This is a genomic window from Campylobacter showae CC57C (assembly GCF_000344295.2).
GTDB lineage: Bacteria > Campylobacterota > Campylobacteria > Campylobacterales > Campylobacteraceae > Campylobacter_A > Campylobacter_A showae_B.
Genome location: NZ_AOTD01000034.1, coordinates 1 through 3,483, shown reverse-complemented (window position 1 = coordinate 3,483; position 3,483 = coordinate 1). Strand labels below are relative to the sequence as shown.

Genomic DNA, 3,483 nt, shown 5'->3' with positions numbered 1-3,483 from the left:
GCAGACCGTAAGTAGAACCCCTTCCTCTCCAAAAGAAAGGAAAAATTGGAAATAAAAATGGGGCTCTTTTGCATCGTTACACTCACAACTGCGAAGCAAAGCGTAGTTTAAAACCCCTCAACATAAAAGCAAAACAGCATCAAATTTAGCTAACTCAAATTTTACGTCTTAAAGATGCGGGGCTAGGCGAGTAAAATTTTTCAAGTTTTCTCTCAAATTTAGCTCGCATCGACATAGATTTTATACTTGCCGCAGTGGGTGCAACGAAACAGATAGCCCGCCATATCGCCGCCCGCGACGAGGTAATCACGCACGTCCTCTACTGCAAATTCCTCGCGTAAGGCGTAGTCTGCAAGCACCTTCTCTGCTATGCCCAAATCCTGCAGTCCCTTTGTGCCCACGTCGCCCAAAAACTCGCAGTAATCGTCGCAACACGTGAGCCAGTGCTCCCCCTGCCAGCTAAAATATCCTGGCGTCCTTTTAAATAGCTCCTCGGTTTTAGCCTGCACGTCCGAAGTGCTAGGCGGCAGATGGTCGGCATCCTGGATGAATCTGGCGTCAAATTTAGCCGCAGCCGCGCCGCTAGCGATGCAGTGCGGGCAAAGGTAGTTCACGTCCTCCACGCTGTAAACGCTACCGCAATAATACACGTCCGTCGTCTGCTCGCAGCATTCGCAAACCACGCTCGCGTCGTCCTTAAACACGCCTGTTTTAAAGGGATCCGGGTGGTAGTGAAAATGAGGCAGGCTTTTTAGCTTTATGCTTTGGCGTGCGGCTTCGTTCGCAGTTTTTGGGCGCATTATCGCTCCTGCGTCGCCGTTTTGCGCATACTGCTTTAGATAGCCGAGTTTTTTGAGTTGCTTTTTATCTTTCGGATCGCAAAATTTGGCTAAAAGCTCGCAGGCGCTCTTTTTAAACCCTAGCAGTTCGTAAACGTCCACGAGCACGAGCTTTGCCTCTTTTTCATCGCATTTTTCGAGCTCATCTTTGAACTCAAATAGCGCCAAAATGCTTGCCGCACCGCCGTCCGTGTCCCAAAACGCCTTTTGAAGCGCGATATATTTTTCTCTAAATTTATCCATTTTCTCCCCTCAAATTTGCGGTTGCGGGCGGGATTATCCTTTAAATTTTACCGAGCAGACCTACTATTTTTTGGATCAAATTTTACTCTGCGCAGATTGCTTTTAGCTTTGCTAAATCTAAGATCAAACTATGCGAAAACGCGTCTATCACGACACCTGCATATTTGCCATCAGCGCTTTCTAGCATCGCGGCATAGTCCTTTAGGCGTAGATTTATCGCCTCCTGCTCGGCGTCGTTTCGCCATCTCATCATCTCGGCTCTACTGGAAAATGCCGGGAAATAGCTAAGCCCGCTCCCCTCGTCTTCTAATAGGACAAATTTGATATTTGAGCCCTCTTCTTCGTAAACTGCGCTGCCGTCTGGTTTTGCTAAGGCTTGGTTTATGAGTACGGGTGCTAAAAACTCTGCTTTTTTTAGCGCCGCGATTAGCGCCTTTTCGCTCTGCTCGCCGCTGTCTAGTAAAAATGCGTCTATAAAATCACTTAAATTTTCGTTCATCTCTCGCCTTGGATTAAATTTGGCGTATTATACATTTTTGCGTTTTTAAATCAAAATTTAGCAGTAAATAAGCTTTGCGTTGCTATAATCACAACCTCACTTCAGCTGGCGGGTTCATAGCTCAGTTGGTTAGAGCATCCGGCTCATAACCGGATGGTCCCAGGTTCGAGTCCTGGTGAACCCACCACTCATTCATATCGATTCTTTCAAATTTTAAAAAGCTGATTTAATTGCTAGATGTACTCTAAAATAATATTGTAAGTCAAATTTGAGCCGATTTTTAAAATCCAGCGGTCAAATTTGACATCAAAATCAAGCAAAGGCGAAATCCGATTCGCCTATTTTTTGGTTTGTTTTAGCAGGTTCATCTTCATCTCGTAGTAGTTCACGCTCATATCGACGTAGTGTTTGTGCGGGTTTTCAAAGCGCTGCTCCTCCTGCCAAATTTCATTTTCCAGCTGCTCTTTTACGTACTCTCTGATTTGCGCTAAATTTACCTTCTCGCTCACGCGCTTGCCGTCTTTTACCACTAGATTTTGTAGTTGCCGCGCCGTGCAACCCTCAAAATACAGCTCCTTCCACGGCTTTTCGGGATCTATATAGCGGTACGGTTTGGATAGATCGGGCGTTTCGTCCGCGTTTGCGATGAGGTCGGCTATGCTTGGCCGTTTTGGTAGATGCGCCAGACCTTTTTTATGCCGGGATTGGTCATCTTTTCTACGGCTTCTGAGAGCTTGATACGGGGGCTAAATTTGCCGCCCGCTTCGACTGCTACTAGCTTATAAACCCCGCTAAAAATCGGATCGCTTTTGGAGGTTATCAGCCGCTCGCCCACGCCAAAGCCGTCTATTTGGCCTCCTTGAGCCAGGATCGAGGCGATGGTGTATTCATCCAGGCTGTTTGAGACCGTGATTTTACAGTCTTGTAGCCCTGCGTCATCTAGCATCGCGCGCGTTTTTTTAGATAGATACGCCAGGTCGCCGGAGTCTAGCCTGACCGCTTTTAGGCGTTTACCCAGCGGCTCTAGCACCTCTTTTGCCGTTTTTATCGCATTTGGTACGCCGCTATGCAGCACGTCGTAGGTATCTACGAGCAGCGAAGCGGAGTCCGGATAGAGCAGGGCGTAGCGCTTAAAGGCTTCAAATTCGTCGCCGAAATACATAACCCAGCTGTGCGCCATCGTGCCCGTCGTCGGTATGCCGAAAGTTTTAGCCGCTAGTACCGTCGCCGTACCGTCCGCGCCGCCGATGTAGGCCGCTCTGGCGCCGTAGATCGCGGCGTCTAGGTTGTGCGCGCGCCTAGCGCCGAAGTCAAACACGCTCCTGCCGTCCGCGGCCTTTACGATGCGCCTAGCCTTGGTCGCGATGAGGCTTTGGTGGTTTATCTGCGATAGGATCGCGGTTTCTATGAGTTGCGCGTCGATAGGCGAGGCCACGACGGTCATAAAAGGCTCTTGCGGATAGATGATCGTACCCTCGGCAAATGCGTATATATCGCCTCTAAAGCGAAATTTGCGCAGGTAATCCAAAAAATCCTCGCTAAATAAATTTAACGAACGCAGATAGCTCACGTCGCTATCGTCAAAGCGTAAATTTTCTACATACTCTATGATTTGCTCAAGTCCCGCAAATATCGCAAAACCGCCGCCGTCGGGCACCTTGCGGTAAAAAACGTCAAACGCCACGCGCGGTTGATCCCCGCTTTTAAAATACCCCTCCGCCATCGTAAGCTCGTAAAGATCCATCACCATACTGACATTTCTCGCGTCAAACTGCGTCATTTTTGCCCTTTCTCGTTAAAATTTGATAATGATATAACCCTGCGGCTTGCGAGACGCTGAAATTCGGCGGAACGGTTTTTAACAAATATATTATTTAATCTCATAATATTATCACTTTTTAT

The 3,483-nt window shown here is 47.9% G+C and carries 4 protein-coding genes and 1 tRNA gene; 1 reads left to right on the top strand and 4 read right to left on the bottom strand.

All coding sequences use genetic code 11. The annotated features are described in order from the left end of the window. Positions 1-218 precede the first annotated feature (218 nt). Both H740_RS01420 and H740_RS01415 read right to left on the bottom strand, forming a co-directional pair. Entirely contained in the window at positions 219-1,082 is an 864-nt protein-coding gene (locus tag H740_RS01420; protein WP_004322131.1) for a CbrC family protein, read from the bottom strand. 82 nt (positions 1,083-1,164) lie between these two features. Next, positions 1,165-1,581, bottom strand: a complete 417-nt coding sequence (locus tag H740_RS01415; RefSeq protein ID WP_002950554.1) for an SseB family protein — start codon at positions 1,579-1,581, stop codon at positions 1,165-1,167. A 110-nt stretch (positions 1,582-1,691) separates the two neighbouring features. Between H740_RS01415 and H740_RS01410 the strand changes: the two genes are divergently transcribed. Beyond that, positions 1,692-1,768, top strand: a tRNA-Ile gene (locus H740_RS01410). A 151-nt stretch (positions 1,769-1,919) separates the two neighbouring features. Here H740_RS01410 and H740_RS12045 read toward each other — a convergent pair. Both H740_RS12045 and H740_RS01405 read right to left on the bottom strand, forming a co-directional pair. After that, positions 1,920-2,228, bottom strand: coding sequence for a hypothetical protein (locus H740_RS12045; RefSeq protein WP_231679291.1), 309 nt, complete (start codon positions 2,226-2,228; stop codon positions 1,920-1,922). Between the two features lie 8 nt (positions 2,229-2,236). Continuing rightward, positions 2,237-3,361, bottom strand: a complete 1,125-nt coding sequence (locus H740_RS01405; protein ID WP_231679290.1) for a nicotinate phosphoribosyltransferase — start codon at positions 3,359-3,361, stop codon at positions 2,237-2,239. Positions 3,362-3,483 lie beyond the last annotated feature (122 nt).